The sequence below is a fragment of the Runella sp. R5_40 genome, assembly GCF_057652295.1.
Genome location: NZ_JBYFCH010000010.1, coordinates 194,194 through 211,491, shown reverse-complemented (window position 1 = coordinate 211,491; position 17,298 = coordinate 194,194). Strand labels below are relative to the sequence as shown.

At 47.1% G+C, this 17,298-nt stretch carries 13 protein-coding genes; 5 read left to right on the top strand and 8 right to left on the bottom strand.

Going from position 1 to position 17,298, the window contains the following annotated elements; genetic code table 11:
* Positions 1 to 164: 164 nt before the first annotated feature.
* Positions 165 to 722 carry a hypothetical protein gene (locus AC23N5_RS18615; RefSeq protein WP_487756738.1) on the bottom strand — a complete coding sequence of 186 codons (558 nt, stop codon included), beginning with the start codon at positions 720 to 722 and terminating at the stop codon, positions 165 to 167.
* A 414-nt stretch (positions 723 to 1,136) separates the two neighbouring features.
* A complete protein-coding gene (locus AC23N5_RS18610; RefSeq protein WP_487756737.1) occupies positions 1,137 to 2,384 on the bottom strand; it encodes an alginate lyase family protein in 1,248 nt (415 codons plus the stop codon).
* Positions 2,385 to 2,481: 97 nt separating this feature from the next.
* On the opposite strand from AC23N5_RS18610, the gene AC23N5_RS18605 reads away from it, so the two are divergent.
* Positions 2,482 to 3,516, top strand: a complete 1,035-nt coding sequence (locus AC23N5_RS18605; protein ID WP_487756736.1) for a glycoside hydrolase family 43 protein — start codon at positions 2,482 to 2,484, stop codon at positions 3,514 to 3,516.
* Between the two features lie 86 nt (positions 3,517 to 3,602).
* Here the strand turns inward: AC23N5_RS18605 and AC23N5_RS18600 are convergent, their stop codons facing one another.
* On the bottom strand, positions 3,603 to 6,077 hold the full coding sequence (locus AC23N5_RS18600; protein ID WP_487756735.1) for a bifunctional UDP-N-acetylmuramoyl-tripeptide:D-alanyl-D-alanine ligase/alanine racemase: 2,475 nt from the start codon (positions 6,075 to 6,077) through the stop codon (positions 3,603 to 3,605).
* 86 nt (positions 6,078 to 6,163) lie between these two features.
* On the opposite strand from AC23N5_RS18600, the gene AC23N5_RS18595 reads away from it, so the two are divergent.
* Genes AC23N5_RS18595 through AC23N5_RS18585 form a run of 3 tightly spaced genes read left to right on the top strand, consistent with a single transcriptional unit; the run spans position 6,164 to position 8,154 of the window.
* Entirely contained in the window at positions 6,164 to 6,769 is a 606-nt protein-coding gene (locus AC23N5_RS18595; RefSeq protein ID WP_183971602.1) for a DNA-3-methyladenine glycosylase family protein, read from the top strand.
* Between the two features lie 52 nt (positions 6,770 to 6,821).
* Positions 6,822 to 7,337, top strand: a complete 516-nt coding sequence (locus AC23N5_RS18590; RefSeq protein WP_487756734.1) for a hypothetical protein — start codon at positions 6,822 to 6,824, stop codon at positions 7,335 to 7,337.
* A 25-nt stretch (positions 7,338 to 7,362) separates the two neighbouring features.
* On the top strand, positions 7,363 to 8,154 hold the full coding sequence (locus tag AC23N5_RS18585) for a glycoside hydrolase family 25 protein (protein WP_487756733.1): 792 nt from the start codon (positions 7,363 to 7,365) through the stop codon (positions 8,152 to 8,154).
* Positions 8,155 to 8,159: 5 nt separating this feature from the next.
* Here the strand turns inward: AC23N5_RS18585 and AC23N5_RS18580 are convergent, their stop codons facing one another.
* Positions 8,160 to 9,347, bottom strand: a complete 1,188-nt coding sequence (locus AC23N5_RS18580; RefSeq protein ID WP_487756732.1) for a threonine synthase — start codon at positions 9,345 to 9,347, stop codon at positions 8,160 to 8,162.
* A gap of 70 nt (positions 9,348 to 9,417) precedes the next feature.
* Positions 9,418 to 10,320 (bottom strand): LysR substrate-binding domain-containing protein, encoded by a 903-nt coding sequence (locus AC23N5_RS18575; protein WP_487756731.1) that lies wholly within the window; start codon positions 10,318 to 10,320, stop codon positions 9,418 to 9,420.
* Between the two features lie 139 nt (positions 10,321 to 10,459).
* Here AC23N5_RS18575 and AC23N5_RS18570 point away from each other — a divergent pair, with 139 nt between their 5' ends.
* A complete protein-coding gene (locus AC23N5_RS18570) occupies positions 10,460 to 11,116 on the top strand; it encodes an ABC transporter ATP-binding protein (protein WP_183971607.1) in 657 nt (218 codons plus the stop codon).
* A 14-nt stretch (positions 11,117 to 11,130) separates the two neighbouring features.
* On the opposite strand, the gene AC23N5_RS18565 is transcribed toward AC23N5_RS18570, so the two are convergent.
* The 3 genes from AC23N5_RS18565 to gldF form a co-directional block, all read right to left on the bottom strand.
* A complete protein-coding gene (locus AC23N5_RS18565; RefSeq protein ID WP_487756730.1) occupies positions 11,131 to 12,651 on the bottom strand; it encodes a helix-turn-helix domain-containing protein in 1,521 nt (506 codons plus the stop codon).
* Positions 12,652 to 12,717: 66 nt separating this feature from the next.
* Positions 12,718 to 16,464 (bottom strand): hydantoinase B/oxoprolinase family protein, encoded by a 3,747-nt coding sequence (locus AC23N5_RS18560; protein ID WP_487756729.1) that lies wholly within the window; start codon positions 16,462 to 16,464, stop codon positions 12,718 to 12,720.
* A gap of 78 nt (positions 16,465 to 16,542) precedes the next feature.
* Positions 16,543 to 17,271, bottom strand: coding sequence for a gliding motility-associated ABC transporter permease subunit GldF (gene gldF, locus AC23N5_RS18555; protein ID WP_183971609.1), 729 nt, complete (start codon positions 17,269 to 17,271; stop codon positions 16,543 to 16,545).
* Positions 17,272 to 17,298 lie beyond the last annotated feature (27 nt).

Sequence of the window (17,298 nt, the reverse complement as noted above, 5' to 3'; positions counted from 1 at the left end):
AACCTGCTTTGAAAGTAGTGGCACCTTCGATGATAACTCCATAATAAAAGGAAAAGGGTTTGGTGAGCTCTCACCGCTACCGAAGGCTTCGTTCAACAGCGCCTTCATGGCTTGGCCTTCGGCCACCACGAAAGCTTAGTTATTGGTGGCAGTAATAATTCAGTTTAAAAAGGTAAGTTGTACTTTCCGTACAAGGCTTTATTTTCAATACTTTTAGCAAAAAGAGGTGTTTCTTCATGGTTGTGAGCGTCAGAAGCCAACTGTCTGTCGTGTGCTGCCTGCGAAAGAAGTATCCCGTGCTTATTGATGAACTCTAAAAATTGGGGTGTGGCAGTAGCATGGATGGTGTTGGTAAATTTTGAGGTTGAGTCATCGATTTTTTCTGCCCTCAACTCCCACAAAACCTGAACTGTCGAACGTCCATTAGCCGTAATGGTATCAGAAATGGATAGCATCCTACAATAATCTGGTTGGTAAATTTTAGCTACATAATGCTGTATAACCAAAGCTGTCCCAACATACTCAACATTTATAGACATGGGTTCACCCTCAAAGTTGGTCGTATTTCCAGCCGCAATATGATTTACGGAACAACGTTGATATTCTGAATCGGGTAAATTCAAAAGCCAGTCTGCGATGTTAATTTTCTCAATTGGTGCATTAATTACGGCAGAAACCGTTGAGGCTGATAATGCATTTTTGGGCGTTTGTATAATTTCCATTTTTGTTTTTTATTTTACTAATGTTTATGATAATTGAATGTCCTGATTATTGCCACCAACTCTCAAATATGCGAAAGTTTTGTAGTACTTTTTGTGTTTATTTGCCTTTTTTGAAGAATCTATTAGACTTTAGATGTCGTATTTATTTTCATCGCAGTCCATAAAGACTCATCCATCTCACGGGCAAAACGACAATATCCGTAACATTCCACCCAAAACGCATTTAAAAGCAAAGGCGGGCGTAAAAGCAAAAGGCGTATGCCGCTTTGTAAATATATCCCAAAGATTAGTTGAATTCAAAACTAACTGCCTAATTCCTAAAAGTTTTTTAAAATTGCTGAGCAGGGGTAGGTTTGTGCCATGGGTGTTAGACCTTTCCTTCGTCGAGGTGACAAAAGTTGGGGGTGACAAAGTTTATTCTTTGGAGGTGGTGCCTAGTAGCAACGGAAGCATAAACGCGTTTCGTCCTTCGGGTTTTACGGAGGGGAGGAGGGTTAGGTACGCAGGTTGGTGGTATTTTTGGGAGGCCAACGTAAAAATAGCCGCGCTGTGTTCGTACGATTTGGGTTTAATCTGCTGGTACGTCCACGCTTTTTGCCCTTCTACAAAAGGCACCAAAAAGTCAACGCATTTGCGAATCCCCTTCCCGTCGGGCGTTTCGTGCGTCCAAAGGTCGATGTGGAGGTGTTCGGCCAGCCGCGCCAAGGTCATAAATCCCCACAAATTCATGTTGGTATAGTTCCACGACAAGGTTCTTGCCAATTCGTGCGGTTGGCTACCGTCGGGTTTCCATTGGCTTACCATCCGTTCTTTGGTCACGGCGAGCTGCTTTTCGGCCAGGTCGCGGCGGCCACATGCCAAGGCAAGGGCGACGAGCTGCACGTCGTAGTACGTCCCGTGGTTGTTGTGTTCGTCGGCTTCGTCTTTGCCCAAGTCGCTGGTCATCAGCCATTCTAGGTACGACGAAAACCATTTGTTGAGCCCCTGCTGCGCGGTCCCGTCCCAATGTTTGGAACCCGCCAACAGCGCCGACGCGTCGCAGACTTTGCCCAGTTCGCGGGTTTCGATGATGCCAATTCCACGCCCGTTGTTTACCCCAGGAATCCCCTGTCCGTACTTCAAATGCGGGTTCATGCGGGTTTCAGGGTTTAAAAACCACGTTTTGAGCAGTTTTGCCGCCAATTCGGCGTACTTTTCTTCGCCCGAATAAAAATAGGCTAACCCCAACAACTCCGACTCCGCCATGAGTTTATCAAAATGGTCGTGGTCGGTAATGCCATTGATTTCGGGGTTTCGATCCCCGTCGCGGCGAATGTAGGGCTTGCCGTCGGCTTTGGTAGGGTCGGGCCACCAATACGGCGCCTGCGACATGTAGTCGTGTTTATCGCCACTCGGCGGCAACGGGATTTTGTCCATCACCGAATACACCTTGTTGTTTTTCACCAATTGGTCGGCTTCCTGCATCAACTGCCGATAGGCGGCGGCGAGGGCGGGGTTTCCTGCCTTGCGTAATTGCTGGTTATGGGTCAACATTTTGGCGTCTATCAAGAGGGTTGCAGGCGTTTTTTGTCCCCGAACGACGGAGTAAAGGGTGACCAATAGGAGGATGAAAACAAGGCGGTTGGGCGTCATCGGAATGGAGTTAATGGACATACATACCATAAAAAGCCGCAGATGGGTTTAAAATACCTTCTTACTGGTATTTTTGATAACCGACGAATATCCCCTAATTTTAGCGCCGAATCCTAAACATCATTCCATGATTTCTATTTCCAAATGTAAGGTGGCAATCGTCGTGCTTGCCGCCGCCGTATCCACTTTTGCTGTTGCACAAACCTCCAAAAAGACCTCAGGAAACCCCATTTTTGATGGCTGGTACGCCGACCCAGAAGCCGTTATTTTGGGAAAAGAATACTGGATTTTTCCAACTTTTTCGGCCAAATACAAAGACCAAGTGTTTTTGGATGCGTTTTCGTCGAAGGACTTGGTGAACTGGGAAAAGCACCCGCGTATCATCGACACCACGGCCGTAAAGTGGGCCAAAATGGCGATGTGGGCGCCTTGTATTGTGCCTAAAGACAATAAGTACTTTTTGTTTTTTGCGGCCAATGACATTCAAAGTTCGGAACGAAAAGGGTTTGGCGCCAACAACCCCGATAAAGACGATAAAATCGGCGGGATTGGCATTGGGGTAGCGTCGCGTCCCGAGGGGCCGTACAAAGATTATTTGGGCAAACCGCTCATCAATCAGTTTTACAACAAAGCGCAGCCCATCGACCAAGCTGTTTTTAAGGACAAAGATGGCCAATATTACATCATTTATGGTGGCTGGGGGCGCTGCAATATCGCCAAGCTAAAAGATGATTTTACGGGACTTGTGCCGCTCGAAAACGGCGAAATGGTGAAAGAAATTACGCCCAAAGGCTACGTAGAAGGGCCCATTATGTTTATTCGGAACGGGAAATATTACCTGATGTGGTCGGAGGGAGGCTGGACAAACGGCACCTACAAAGTGGCGTACGGCGTAGCGGACTCGGTTTGGGGGCCGTTTGAGAAAAAATCAACGATTTTGGTTGCCGACGAAAAAGTGGCAACGGGCGCAGGCCACCATTCGGTGATTAATATCCCCAAAACGGACGATTGGTACATCGTTTACCACCGCCGTCCTATTCCCAATAAAGACCGCGACCACCGCGTTGTCTGCATCGACCACATGTATTTCAACGAAGACGGCACCATCAAAGACGTAAAAATGACGTTTGAAGGGGTGGAAAAACGGAAGTTGAAGAAATAAGTGGTTAATTAGGAATGACGAGTTAGGAATTACGAATTACGAATCGTTCGCTCCTAGTTTCTAACTCTTAATTCCTAATTCTTTTGTCACTCTTTATAAAATACCCTTTTGACGCGTTCACTAATCCCCGTTAGGATTTCGTACGAAATGGTGCCGATTTGGTCAGAAAGCGTGTAAATGGGAAGTTCTGGCCCAAAAATAATGACTTCATCGCCTTCCTCCACCTGTACGCCCGTACTATCCACCATGGTCATGTCCATGCAGACGTTACCAACCACGGGGCACAAAGCACCATTGATCAGCACTTTTCCAACCCCTTTGCTAAAACGGCGGTCGTAGCCGTCGGCGTAACCAATGGCAATCGTGGCAATCGAGGAGGCTTTTTCCAATACGCCCGTTCGGCTGTAACCGATGGTTTCGCCTGCGGGCAAATGTTTTACTTGGGATACGACCGTTTTAAACCGTCCAATTTGTTGCAACAAACGCTGTTCTTGACGATTGACCTCCACGCCGTACAGTCCAATTCCTAGCCGAACCATGTCAAGTTTATAATCGGGAAAACGAACAATCCCCGCCGAATTGAGAATATGACGCAGGGGGCGGTACCCCAACGCCGCCTCAAGCTGTGCCGCACCTGCCACAAAACGCTCGTATTGGAGACGTGAAAAATCGTTGTGAATGGCTTCGTCTGCTCCCACCAAATGGCTGAAAATGGACGCTACTTTTAAGGTAGGATACTGCGCCAACCGCTCGATGAGGCGAGGTAAATCAGCCTCGGTAAACCCAAGACGGTGCATTCCCGTGTCGAGTTTGAGGTGAATGGGCAAGTGGGCAGCCGATGGTTTTTCGGTGATAAATTCGAGCCATTCGGCCAAGATTTTGTGGCTATAAATTTCGGGCTCCAACTGACATTCCAACAACTTATCGAAGGTCGAAAGCGACGGATTCATGACCATAATGGGAAGTTCAATCCCGTTTTGGCGAAGCGTAACTCCTTCGTCGGTGTAGGCAACGGCTAAGTAGTCAACGCGGTGAAACTGTAGCAGTTGTGCGACTTCGGCGCTGCCACTTCCGTAGGCAAACGCCTTCACCATGACCATGATACGGGTATCGTTGCCCACCCGATTGCGGTAAAAATTGAGGTTGTGGGTAAGGGCATCGAGGTTGATTTCTAGCACCGTTCCGTGAACGCGCTGCTGTAGGCGGTTGACAATCCGCTCAAACTGAAAGGGGCGAGCGCCTTTGATAAGCACAATCGCGTCTTTAAAAGCATTGGTATCTAAGCTGCCCAAAAACTCCGAAGTGTTCGGGTAAAAGTCGGCAGGGATGCTGATGAGGTGCGCATTACGAGCAAACGCATCGCCAATGGCAACGAGTTTTTCTACCCCTTTTTGTTGCAAAAGGGTATTGATTTGGGCGTACAACTCTTCTTCTTTTTGTCCCGTTTGAAGCAAGTCAGAAAGAATCGCGCATTTGTGCGGGCGTTGTTCTTGCTGGCCCAGAAAATTAAGGGCAATGCTTAGGCCAACGAGGTCGTTGTTGTAGGTATCGTCAATCAAATAACATTCATTGATGCCTTCTTTGAGTTCAAGCCGCATCGAAATGGGCTTTAAACGGGAAATTCGCTGACGGATTTCGCCCGAAGGAATGCCCATTTGAAGCATCAGAATCAAACAATGAACGAGGTTTTCGACGGAAGCATCGTCGGTAAACGGCACTGAAAAGAGTTGGTCGTCAAACTTGTTCACCTCCGATTTCATGACGATATACGTCTGGGTAGCGTCTTTGTGCCAATCCACGTTGACGGTACAGCTTTCCGAAGTTCCCCAGCTTATTAATTCACAATTGGGGTTAACGGGCTTGAGTATCAGTCTTATTTCTTCGTCAATGTCGGCATAATCAGCCCGATAAATCAGTTGCTGACTTTGGGTAAACAACCGAAGTTTTTCCGTCGCTTTTTGTTTGCGACTGCGAAAGCCTTCGTCGTGGGCGGAGCCAATGTTGGTAAAAATACCGATGGTTGGGCGGATGATTTCTTGCAAAGCCTTCATCTCGTGCGACTGCGAAATACCCGCCTCAAAAATGCCAAGCGTATGATTTTCATTGAGTTGCCAAACCGAAAGCGGAACGCCAATTTGTGAATTGTAGCTTTTGGGGCTTTTGGCAATCCGAAAATCGTTGCTCATCAACTGGCTCAACCATTCTTTGACAATGGTTTTTCCGTTGCTTCCCGTAATACCAACCACTGGAATCTCAAACTGGGCGCGGTGGCGTTTGGCCAGTTCTTGGAGGGCTTTGATGCTATTGTCAACTTCCCAGATTTGGGCATCTTCAAAACTTTCTAATTGGTCGGTAAGGGCATTGGTGAGGGCTTTTTGCTCGACCACAAATTGCCGTACGCCTTTTTGGTACAAATCACCGAGGTAGTGATGACCATCGTGGTGCTGCCCTTTGATGGCAAAAAAGAGCGTCTGATTCGGAAACACCAATTGACGGCTATCGGTCAGCAAATAGGTAGCTGAAGTTTCAATGGGTGTATGTAAGAACGTGGTGGTTGTCATTTTCAATAAAAAAAGTAATGCGCCAAAATTAACGTTTCTCTGAATCACCTTTTTGATTATCTTTCGAATAAATTACACTTTACCCAATGTCGCCCGAAAATTATCTATCTAGCAAGGATGCTACTTTGGCGTCTATTATTGAAGCTACTCCTACTTTTAAAAAAACGGATTGGAACAAAGATTTGTACTTGGCACTCTTGGAAAGCATTGTTTCTCAGCAGATTTCGGTCAAAGCTGCGGATTCGATTTTTGCCCGTTTTAGGGCTTTATTTCCAGAGCACTATCCACATCCCGACCTGCTTTTAGCTCAAACCGACGAAGAGCTACGAAGTGCAGGGTTGTCGTTTCAGAAAATCAATTATCTCCGCAATGTGGCTAGGTTTTCGCTCGAAAAAGGCATGGATTATGCGCATTTGGACACGCTGACGGACGACGAAATCGTTGATTATTTGATTCCAATCAAAGGCGTTGGGCGCTGGACGGTTGAAATGCTGCTGATGTTTGTGATGAATCGTCCCGATGTGTTTCCCGTGGATGATTTGGTGATACGCCAAAAAATGGTGAAAGCGTATCAACTGACCGAAACAGGACGACCTTTGTACAAACAATTGCACGAAATTGCCGAGCAGTGGCGCCCGCATCGCACCTTGGCTTGCCGCTATTTGTGGCGCTGGCAGCCAAACGCGAACTAGTTTGGTCTGTTTTTTGAGGGGAAATTAATTTAAAGAAAAACTCATCGAAACTATGGAGGTAAAAATCTTGACCAGTAGTCAATATTTCAGGCTTTTGATGTTGATTTATGGAGTCATGCTGTTAGCGCAGGTGGGAACGGGAGCGGTCTTCTTTTTTTTAAGAAGCACCCAAGAGGAAGTGATGCAAAACAATGCCGAACTGGGCGAAATCTTTCAATATTTGATACCAATTTTGATTTTAATGCCCTTTTTGGGGTGGTTTTTGTCAAAAAGTACGTTGAAAAAATTGAAAGAAAATGATCCACTTTCTGATAAACTTCGCACGTATCAAAGTACCATTTTGGTCAAATATGCCTTTTTTGAAGGGGCTTCTTTGTTTTCGCTGATTGCTTATTTTTTGACGGGAAAAAACATGTATTTGGGCATAGCAGCGGGGTTAGTGTTGTTTTTTTTGAGTCAAATTCCAACGCCCAAGCGATTGTCTGCTGAAGTGCCCTTATCGCTCATCGACGAATCGAAATTGAACGACCCCGACGCCGAAGTGGCCGAAGTGCCACTGAAGGATTGAGGATTTGTTTGTACTTTTGTCCGCTATGACGCGTCGAGTAACATCATCTACACCCCAAAAACGTCCCCTTCCGCCCGTTGGGTGGGCCATTTTGGTGGGGCTTCTTGTGCTGATTGGCGGAGGAATTTGGTATTATAACCGCCTGAATATCAATCAATGGAGGCATGTGTCGAAATTAGGGATTCGTTTGCCCATGAAATTTCAAATTCATGGTATCGACATCTCAAAACACAACGGTCGCATCGATTGGAACAACCTTCGGGCGATGCGGTTTGAAGACATTCGCCTGCAATTTGTCTATGTAAAGGCCACCGAGGGAACGTCATTGATGGACAAAGATTTCAAAACCAGTTGGCAAAAAGCCGATGAAGTGGGCTTGTACCGTGGTGCGTACCATTTTTATATTCCGTGGAAAGCACCAGAACCGCAGTTTGAAAATTTCAAAAAAATGGTAAAACTAAAGCGCGGGGATTTGCCTCCTGTGCTTGATTTTGAAATTGGAACCAATGTCTATACCCGCGAACAAGTCGTTGCCAACGTCGCTACGTGGCTTCGGTTGGCCGAAAACTACTACGGTGTTCGCCCTATTATTTATACCAATGCCGACTTTTATCGCCGCTACATCAAAGGAAATTTGGATAAGTATCCCCTTTGGATTGCCGATTATTCGGGTTGGACGCTCGATCGCTACGACGATGCCCGCATCCATTTTTGGCAACATTCAAAAAGTGGCTACGTCAACGGCATTCGCGGTACGGTTGACTACAATGTTTTTTTAGGTGAAGTCGAAGACCTGAAGCAGCTTTGTGTAAAGTAAAATAGTTAAGAAATAAGGTTCTCAAGGTACTTATATCCGCTTCCCGTATTCAACATAAGTATGTTTTCTGAACGTTGAATTTGCTGGGTTGCCGTCAATTGTTGAAGGGCAACAAAAAGAGCAGCTCCTTCGGGGGCAATGAGTAACCCTTCGGTACGGGCGATTTCCTTGACGGCAGCAACCATGTCAGCGTCTGAAACGGCGATAGGGCAACCGCCCGATTCTCGCATTACTTCCAACATCAATGTTTCGGCAAACGGTTGAGGCACAGCTAGTCCGTTGGCCAACGAAGCCTTGCCCTGATACTGAGAAGCGTTGGGTTGCGTATTTTCCCACGTTTTAACGACGGGGCAGCAGTTTTCGGCTTGTACGGCGTACATACGCGGAAGTTGGGCGTCTTTCGCAATCCAGCCCAAGGCTTTGAGCTCAAAAAAAGCCTTCCAAATGCCAATCAGGCCCGTTCCGCCGCCAGCAGGATAGAGAATAACGTCGGGCAATTGCCAGTTTAACTGTTCCGCAATCTCGTATCCCATCGTTTTTTTCCCTTCCAACCGATACGGTTCCTTCATCGTAGAAACGTCAAAATAAGGGGCTTTGCCTTTCATCTCGGCTACTTTTTTACCACAATCGTTGATGAGGCCATCGACCAAAACAAGTTCGGCCCCGTACAGTTCGCATTCGTCTTTGAACACCTGTGGGGTGTGGCGTGGCATGACTACCGTTGCTTTGATGCCCGCACGGGCGCAATAGGCTGCCATAGCACCCCCTGCGTTTCCTGCGGTGGGAATGATGCACGATTCGACGCCAAATTCTTTGGCTTTTGAAATGGCCATGCTCAAGCCTCGTGCCTTAAACGACCCCGTTGGGTTGTTGGATTCGTCTTTAAGAATCAATTGTTTATAGCCGTACTGACTTGCCCATTTCTGTAATGGTAATAGGGGCGTTCCACCTTCGCCGAGTGATACGATATTGTGGTCATCAAAAACGGGAAGCATTTCACGATAACGCCAAAGCGTATGGGGCCTAGTTGCCAACAGGGAAGGAGACAACGGCGCCGAATAGTCGTAAGTAGCCCACAAAGGTTTTTGACAACAGGGCGAAAAGGTAGCAAGATGAGAGGACGAATAGACTTTCTGACAATGGCTACATTGCAACGCAGCAACCCGACTTACGGAGGTGTGGGAGAGGAGCATGGTGGTTGTTTTTCGACAAAACTACTACCCCAAACCTCGCGGTGGAAAGTCAGATTTTTGATAGGGTATTCTAAAAGTTGATACCCTGCTGGCAATGTTTGATGAACAGTCGCGGGAGTTTGTGGTTTTCTGCCCCTTGGCGCTGGACGATGTAAAAATCACGGTGAATGTTCAAGCCTGGAATTTCAATTTTGGTTAACTCCCCGTTTACAAGTTGTTTTTGGACAGATAATTGAGGAAGAAAGGCTAATGAGCCATTTTCTAAAATGAAATTTTTAAGCGCTTCCGTTCCGCCAATGACCGCTTGAATGGGCAATTGGGGAAGTGCAATTCCTTTATTTTTTAACGCATCAACCACTACGGCGAGCGTTCCTGAGCCTTTTTCGCGAACCGCAATGGGCGTACGAAGGAGTTGTTCCAACGACAGGGTGGTTGTTTTAGCGAATGGGCTATTGGAGGCACAGACGGCCACTACCTCGTCGCGAAGCCAGAATTGGTAAGAAACCGAGCTAAGTTTGTGGGCTCCTTCCACAATCCCTACATCTACTTCGTGGTTGAGCAAGGCTTTTAAAATATTGTCTGAATTTCGATTAATAAGCTGTAACTGAATGTTAGGAAATGCTTGGCGGAAAGAAGAAAAAATACGCGGCATGAGATAAAGTGCGACGGTGGTACTTGCCCCAACAACGAGCGCACCTTTGGCGTCGGATTGGTTACGAAGTGTCGAAATTTCGAACTGCAATTCTTGGTTTAACTGATGGGCCTTGGTAAGAAAATCAACCAAAATATGGCCTTCTTCGGTCAGACTAATGCCGTTGGTTTTACGTTCAAACAAGGCCACTCCATAGACCCCTTCCAAGTTTTTGATGTGTTTGCTCACCGAAGGTTGCGATAAGTAGAGCTTTTCGGCGGCTTTAGAAAAGTTGAGTTGTTTGGCTACTTCCAACAATACAAGGTGAGCAAAGTCAATCATGGCATTTGAAGATTTGTTGCCAAAGAAACGCAAAAAATAGGCTCAGTTGTTACAAATAAATTTGTAACTCAGCTTGTTTTTATGGTCGGTAGCCAGCTACTTTGTTTTTTTTAAATGGATACACAATTAGAATTTTCTCATGCTCAAAGCCCGCAATATCGTTCGTAATTATGGTAATCTGCCTGTATTAAAAGGAATTGACCTCGATATTCATCAAGGCGAACTGGTGACGATTGTAGGGGCTTCGGGGGCGGGAAAAAGCACGCTTCTTCAAATTGTAGGAACCCTCGACCGACCCGACGGCGGACAAGTTTGGATGGACGATACCGACGTTTTTGCGTTGAAAGAGAAAGAGTTAGCCGCATTCAGAAACCAAAAAATAGGCTTCATTTTCCAGTTTCACAACCTTTTTCCTGAATTTACGGCCCTCGAAAACGTGTGTATGCCTGCTTTCATCGGGGGAAAATCGCCCGAAGCTGTAATTAAAAATCGAGGGGGCGAATTGCTAGAAATGTTGGGGCTCAAAGACCGTATGCAACATTTGCCTTCGCAGTTGTCGGGCGGGGAACAGCAGCGGGTAGCCGTGGCGCGGGCGCTTATTAATAACCCTGCCATTGTGTTTGCCGATGAGCCAAGCGGAAACTTAGACTCAAAAAATGCCGAAGATTTGCACCAGCTTTTCTTTAAACTTCGTACCGAATTGCGCCAAACGTTTGTGATTGTAACCCACAACGAACACCTCGCCGACTTGGCCGACCGTAAGTTAGAAATGGCCGATGGCCTTCTCCGTTTGTAGCTTAAAAGTAAAAACTATTGTTCTCCGCTTAGCTGAAGCATGGCTTTGCGAATGGCTTCATTTTTGCGTTTGCGTTGCAATACAGTAGGAGCAGCCATCCGTTCTTTGCAGTCAAACGAAGGACAACGTTCGCACGTTTCGTTGACTTCGCGTTTGGGGATGTCGGCATTGTTCAAAAACTTAATCTTCGCCCGCACATTATTGTCCAATCGAATACCCATGGAAACGCTTACGTTGAGGTTGGGAGTTGGAGACATCGGCTTGGCAAAAGCTACCACAAAGTATTCGTCTTGGGTGTCCATGTAATGCGAAATCTGCATTCGGCACAAGGTATGTTGGTACTGGCTTTTTGACTGTAAATCAGCGAGTTCCTGTAAAATCGTCAGCGCTACCCAGCGGCGGCAGTAGTGTTCGTCGCGTACGGTATGGGGGTTGTGTTTGCGAGCGATGTGCATTTCTTTGGTGAGGTCAAAACGATTTTGACCCGCAAAATTGTTGAAACGCAAAAAGAACAATTGGCTGATTCCAAAGTGCTTAGGGAGAATATTGCTCAGTCGATAGCAGAAAGACTCGGGGGTACTGTGGAAATATTCGATTAGTTGGACGAGGGCTTCGCCGTCAAATTGGGGTTGCTCAAAAAAGTGACTTAGTTTTTTGGCAAGCACCTTTCCTTTGATAATGATTGCACTCGCAAAATACGAGGCTTTGTAGTTATTCAGAAGCTGCTCAAACGACTCGGCTTCCACTAAGTGCGTGGTATTGAGGCGGTTCTTGAGCTTCATGTATTGGTAGCCTAGTTCCCGACCATAAATAAAAGCGCGCTGATTGGCGTCGAGTTGGGGGCTTATAAGTAAGCGTAATTTATCACCTCGCGGAACCAACATCGACCGAATACCGATGAGTTCGGGGTATTTTTTTTCGTCAATAAATTGAATTTCGTAGGGGTAGTTTTTAACCAACAAATCAGCCAAGTATTTGTCGTTCAAAATCAACTCCTCGGGGACATGGTAGTGGGCCAAAAACTGCTCAGCTTCTTGTTCCAAATCCTCAAAATAATTGTCGTACATCTCTTGGTACGTGCGCAAAGCCGAGAAGTAAAATTGCTCAACCGACATGTTGTAGTTGCGGGCAATTTCGATCAGCGTTCCGATAAAAGCACTGAGCTTCGTGGGGGCATCGGAGAGCATTTCGAGCAAGTCGGCGGGATCGATGCCAAACAAATCTAAGGGAAGTTCGGTCAGGATATTTGACTGAAGCAGCTCCGAAATAGGTTCTAATTTTTTACTGAGCTTAATCGAAACCAACGAATCATATTCTACTTCAAGGGCACGTGAAAGTGCAATGATTTTGTCAGATTTAGGGTATTTTTTCCCTTTTTCAATTTCATTGATGTAAGAAATAGAAAGCCCCGTGCGCTGTGACAAGTCGCTGAGAGACAGTGATTTGTCGAGGCGAAGTTGTTTTAGTTTAAGTCCAAAAACGAGGCGAATATTATCTTGGTTCAGTGGCACTTGATGAGCGGATGAGTAAAACATGAGGAACTCGAAAACCTGGGCTTCGCTTTCCTATTGATTGATTTGGGTAAATTTAGCACTTTTTCTTTAATCGCCATAGCCGCCGCCCCCTGGGGTTTCGATACAAAGCGTATCGCCCGTATCGACATCGATGCTGCAAATCCCCGCCAACACTTCTTGCGTTCCGTTGGTACGGGTCAGGGTTTGCTGGCCTACTTTGCCATTTTGTCCTCCCGCCAGCCCATAAGGAGGCACAACGCGGTGCTGGGTAATGAGCGTCACGCGCAGCGGAGCCAAAAAGGCCACTTCGCGGATGATTCCATCACCACCTTTCCAGCGTCCTTCCCCGCCCGAATGCGTCCGAACAGCGAAGTTTTTGAGACGGACAGGATAGCGCCGTTCGAGTTCTTCGGGGTCGGTGATGCGGGTATTGGTCATGTGTTGGTGAACGGCCGAACGGCCGTCAGCACCTTGGCTGGCACCTGTCCCGCCGCAGATGGTTTCGTAGTAGCCAAAAGCACTATTTCCAAACAAAAAGTTATTCATTGTACCTTGACTACAAGCCGATAACTCAAAGGCTTTGAGGAGGGTATCCACCAATCGTTGGCTGACTTCGGTATTGCCCCCCACAACGGCGGGGCATTCGGTGGCTTCATCGCTAAAAATAGGATGCAAAAAGCTGTTTTCGGGCAAACGAACCTCTACGCCTTGCATTAATCCTTCATTGAGCGGGATGTTTTTGTTGACCAGCAGACGAAGGACGTACAAAATGGCGCTGTAAATGATGGAGACGTTGGCGTTGAGGTTGTTAGGGTGGCAATCGGAGGTGCCCGTAAAGTCAAACACAATTCCTCCCGCTGCGTTTGGCTGTATTGACACCTGAATGCTATGCCCGTCATCGAGCGATTCGGACGCCTCAAAAACGCGGTTTTTATACGGTAAAAAAGCCTGTTGGAGGGCTTCAAAAGCGTTGCTTTTCAGTAATTTCATGTACCGATGGACCTTTGCCAAACCATGCTGCTCGACCAGCTGTTGGAGCGCCCATTCGCCCGAGCGAAGGGAAGCCAAAGCGGCGTTGATGTCGGCAATATTTTCGGTCAAAGCGCGGGTAGGGTAGGGCGCATTGGTAAACAGTTCGGTAACGGTTTCCCACTGCATTTCACCATTTTTAACCAAATACGTGGGCAATAAAACAACTCCTTCTTCCACCAACGAGGTTGCATCGGGAGGCATAGAGCCTGGCGTTTTTCCGCCTATTTCGGCGTGGTGGGCGCGGTTGATGGCATAGCCGATGAGTTCGCCTGCGGGGGTAAAAATCCCCGACAAAAGGGTCACATCGGGCAAGTGAGAACCGCCGTACTTGGGGTGATTGGTGATGATGACATCACCTACGCCAATGGTGATTTTTTCGCGAACCAGCCGCGCGCAAACGCCCAAACTCCCCAAATGCACAGGAATGTGCGGGGCATTGACCAACAACTCGGCATCGGCATCTAGCAACGCACACGAAAAATCAAGGCGTTCTTTGACGTTGACTGAAAACGCCGTTCGCTGAAGCTGTGCGCCCATTTCCTCCGCAATCGCCATAAAACGATTGGTAAATAGTTCTAATTCAATGGCTTCACTTTGGGCGTCAACGACACTGTTCCGTTGTCCCACCAAAGTGACTACTACGTCAGCGGTGGGCGTGAAGACGGCTTGCCAACCTTCGGGGATAAAACTGGTAGAAGTAGTATTGAGCAATACCGCAGGCCCCGAAAAGTAATCGCCTGGGTTCATTTGATTCCAGTCGTAAGCAGGGTATTTTGCTTGGTGAATGGGGCTGGCAAGTTGTTGTAAGTGAGCGGTTTCGGTTTGCACTTGGCGGGGGGCTTTTTCCGAAACAACAACTTTGATGCTTTCTACCTCAATGGTCAGGTTGTTGGGACAGTAGCCAAACAAACGGCGGTATTTATCGTAAAAATGTCCTTCAATTTCGTCTAAAGTAAGGGCTTTCTGTGCGGCGACGGCGACCTCTATCGTACTTTCTTGGCCTTTGAAACGTAAATACAACAAAGCGAGTGCATTTTCTTTGTCAACCAGTTCCGTACCGTCTTGCTGGAGAAGCTGAGAACCTTGTTCCGTGAGGTAGGTCAAACGGGTAAAAAGCGACTCGTTTATTTCGCTTAAAGGTAAAAGTACTTGCTGAGTAACAATGCGTTGGGCAGAAGCTTGTCCCATCCCGTAGGCACTCAAAAGCCCCGCATCGTAGGGGAGAATAACGGTTGAAATACCGAGAATTTCGGCCAACTGGCATCCGTGCAACCCACCTGCTCCTCCAAAAGTAAGTAGCGGGTATTCTTTAGGTGAAAAGCCTTTGGCAACCGAAATACGGCGGATGGCCTCGGCCATTTTTTCGTTGGCAATTTGTTCAAATCCCCGCAGCAATTCTTCTTCCGAAATTAGTTGCTGATTTTTGGTAAAAAGCTGGTGTTGAATGGCTTGAAGAGCTTCCTTGGCTTTGTCAAGACGAACGGGAATTCCAAAGCGAGAAGTGTCGAGTTTGCCTAAAAGTAGGTTGACATCCGTGATGGTCAATGGCCCTCCTGCACCGTAACAAGCGGGGCCAGGATAAGCACCTGCGCTTTCGGGACCGACGCGTAGTTGATGCCCGTCGAATCCGCAAATGGAACCACCGCCAGCCGCCACGGTTTCGATGGCGAGGGTGGGATTGTGGAGTTCGATGCCTTCGATTTTGGTGATAAATTCTAAATCCAATTTTCCGTCAAAACGCGCGGTGTCAGTGCTGGTTCCACCCATGTCAAAGGTCAAACAGCGTTCAAAACCAAGGCGTTTGGCAATGGCCGCCGCGCCTACCATTCCGCCCGCTGGGCCGCTTAGGAGGCTGTCTTTGGCCTGAAAACTTTCGGCGCTTACCAAGCCACCCGCGCTGGTCATTACCCTGACCGAGTGATTGGAATGGACGCTGTTTTCTGGGCGAAAAGAGGCAGTAATGTTGTTTAAATAATCCGAAAGAATCGGTTGTAGGTAGGCGTTGACGAGGGCCGTTTGGGTACGTTTTAGGTAATTAATCCCCGCGTATAAATCGGTTGAACTACTGACGTAGCGGTGGCCTTGCGCCAAAAAGTGACGTTGGACAGCTTGTTCGTGCGCTGGGTTTCGGTAACTGTTGAGGAAAGAAATAGCAATGGATTCACCCGCGTTTTTCTTAGAAACAGGCAGTGTCAGTGCTTCTATTTCAGTGCCTGAGGCATCGAGTCGTTCTTCAACCTCAACCACTTGCTGGTACAAAAGCGTGGGTTCAGGAATGGCAATTTGAAACAAATTGGGGCGTTGTTGTGTCCCGATTCGTAGTAAATCTTTGAACCCTTTGGTCACAAAAAGGGTGACTTTTGAACCTTTTCTCTCCAAAAGCGCATTAGTGCCTTTGGTCGTGCCAAGCCGCATCGACAAGGGTGGAAAAGCGCTGCCGAGCGGCGTTTGCGTCACAATCCTTGTCGCCAATACAGGCGCTTCTTCGTGGGTTGTAATTTCAAAATCGACGGAGTCGCCATCCAAGTAAAGGTCATGAGAAAGCGTTAGTACATTGCCTTCAACCGCCGTTATGTGGAGAAAATCGGTTTGACCAACGATTCGGAAGGAAAAACCAATAATTAATTCAGGGGGAAATGCCCAAGATGAGGAAATTTGGACTTGATGAGAGGCTACTTTTTGTTCAATTCTACCTCGTAAAAAGCTGCTACTAAGTACTTTGCTTCGGAGAAGGTCTTGAGAAGGAGTAAGCGCAAGGCAGTCGGTAAAAGTACCGCCTGTATCAATCCAAATGTGCCACATAATGAGGGGGGTATTTAAAATAACTTCCCGAAAGTAGGCTCACTTTCGGGAAGTTTAAAGGATGATTCTGATAAAAAATTACTTTCTTTTTCGATGTACTTGCCCTTGCGTGAGCCAAAGAAATAAAACGGTGACACTTACCAAATAAATCACGTTGCGGGAGTCAACCAAACCACGCCCCAAATCGGCGTATTGTTGGTCGAGCGAAATCCACGAAATGGGATACGACAAAGAACCCCAAAAATCAAGTTTGGCCACGGCGCCTATGCCCGCAAAAAGTAAAAAGCTGATAAAAACGCCTAACACAAAAGCGACGATTTGGTTGTCGCTCAGGGAAGACGCCCATAGTCCAACGGCGACAAAAACAGCAGCCAATAAAACCAAACCAATGTATGAACCAAAAACGGCGCCAGAGTCCACATTTCCCACAGGGCTACCTAATTGATACACCGTGATGTAGTATAAAATGGTAGGAGCTAGGGTGAGAATAATCAATACCCAATCGGCTAAAAACTTCCCAATAACAAGGTGCCAATCGCTCAATGGTTTGGTGAGCAACAACTCTATCGTCCCGTTGCGAAACTCTTCAGCCAACGACCGCATCGTAACGGCAGGAACAAGAAAAAGCAAGACAAAAGGAGTAAGGTTAAAAAACGAAGTCAGGTCGGCATACCCATAATTGAGGAGATTGGTGTCGGGAAATACCCACATCAATAGCCCTACAGCGGTCAAAAATACCGCCATGACAATATAGGCCGTCAGCGAGCTGAAAAAGGCATTGATTTCTTTTTGGAAAATGGCAAACATTAGTAGCTAATTACGAATTGGGAATGA